Raw genomic sequence first — 1,941 nt, 5'->3', positions numbered from 1 at the left:
CAAAAACTTTGGGACTGTCTAAAAAAACAGTCTACAACTATATCACAAAATTATCAAAGACAGGAAATATTATCCGCCTCAAGTCAGGCCATTTCTTTTTACCAAAATCAGACACTAGAGAGTTTTACGAGTTTAACAAGCATCATGAAATCACATCAGATCCTTTGGTATCCGAATGGATGGATGATCTTTTGACAAGAAAGCAAGGAATGCCAATAAAGACCTGGAAGTACCGACTCCGTTCCCTTGAAACAGTATGCAACACATGTGAAGTAACCCCCTATGATCTTATCATATCAAACAAAAAGACAGAAAAAATAATGCGTTCCTTTGCAAAGCATTTCCAAAATGGAGAGGTAATTCGCTCAAAGATAGGAAGGCATGATCAAGGAATGCACACTACAGTTTACCATAAAGTCCAAGCAGTTAGAGACTTTTGCTCGTTTTATGATATTACTTGGCGTAAAGGAATTTCCGGAGTAATGTCTCAAAAGGTACCACATCATGGAAAGTATGCAGACATACGATTCACTCCAAAAGAGTTTGAAAAACTAGCAGTAACCTGTACCTATTGCGGCAGAATGATTCTAGTAACAAGACTAGAGGCCCACATCAGACTAAACCACCTAGAGGAAAACTAATAACTCAAACTATGAAAATATGAAGGTAGTAAATTGAGCAAGAGAGTCAGATGTGAGATCTGCAATCTATCTCTGTCTAGTGAAGGATACCTAAAGAGACATTGTAAAATAAAACACAAAGATTAATTTTTTATGCTTTTTAGCAGTACTTCATTTATTTGGAGAAACTAACATGTGATGTAGCTGATTTTATCTGCTTTGCCTGCAAGTTACGTAGTGCTTTTACGACATTATCATCTAACATGACAGTGATTCTTTGTGCCATGTAAGATATTATTTTTTCAGATTATTATACTATTTGTGTTTAGAGTAAATAATTGAAACTTGAGACCAGCAACGGTTAGTTGTTTGGTGAGAGCTTCAATCAAACTATACATTGCAAGCTAGTATTTAGGGAGTGCTGATGAATAGTATGAATAATTTCTACGGGAGTCTTTTAAGTAAATACTGCAAATCAAAGCAGGTACATAAAGCCACGCGTTTACCTACGACCAGTCCATAGGTTGGGCATTTGCCCAATCTTTTTAATTTCAGATCTAGTTTTCATTTTCTTTTTGTTATTTGTAAATAGGAACACCTGACCATTTGTTGCATCATCTCTTGATTTTCACTCATATGTCCTAGTTTTAACTCTGAGAATCAAATATGAGATTCCATGTATGACATTCATATTTTCTTCTTAAATAGAATATTGCCGTATATTATTCATGTCTACACAGATTGCAGCTAAAAAGACGGTAGTACTAGTTTCATTTGCATTAATATCATTAATCTTTGTTGGAGTGATATTCTCACTTACAAACGAGTTTGCAGTTGAAAATCAAGGGTCTGCGACATATCTTTCTTGGTTGATCATAGCCTATGTTGCAGGACTTTCGATGATTGTCTTGCCATGCACTTTGCCTCTGGTTTTCATAATTGTTCCACTAAGCATGGGCAAAGGATACAAGAAGGGTCTTTCCATGGCATTACTTTTTGGTGCTGGCCTAACTCTAATGATTGCAGCATATGGTACTGGAATATCCATACTTGGAGAGACGGCATCACTAGATCAAATATCGACAATAATGTTTTTGGTTGCAGGAGTTGCAGCATTCTTCTTTGGATTATCTCAACTAAAACTAGTCTCATTTAAGATGCCATCATACTCTGGCACTCCAAAATTTATTCAAAATAGGGAAGATTATTCAAAATCATTTTTCATGGGATTATTATTAGGAAATGCCGGAGTTGGTTGTCCAAATCCATTATTTTATTGGTTATTGATCTACATTGCAGGTGCTGGCAGCATAGAGATTGG

At 35.9% G+C, this 1,941-nt stretch carries 1 protein-coding gene and 1 pseudogene; both read left to right on the top strand.

Annotation, left to right across the window (positions count from 1 at the left end; all coding sequences use genetic code 11):
- Positions 1 to 641: pseudogene (locus BG20_RS07480) on the top strand (hypothetical protein); the annotation flags it as partial.
- A 707-nt stretch (positions 642 to 1,348) separates the two neighbouring features.
- A partial coding sequence (locus BG20_RS07475; protein WP_010193050.1) for a cytochrome c biogenesis CcdA family protein occupies positions 1,349 to 1,941 on the top strand: 593 nt, incomplete at its 3' end.

It is taken from the genome of Candidatus Nitrosarchaeum limnium BG20, assembly GCF_000241145.1.
Classification (GTDB): Archaea; Thermoproteota; Nitrososphaeria; order Nitrososphaerales; family Nitrosopumilaceae; genus Nitrosarchaeum; species Nitrosarchaeum limnae.
This window is presented reverse-complemented; position numbering and strand designations above follow the sequence as displayed.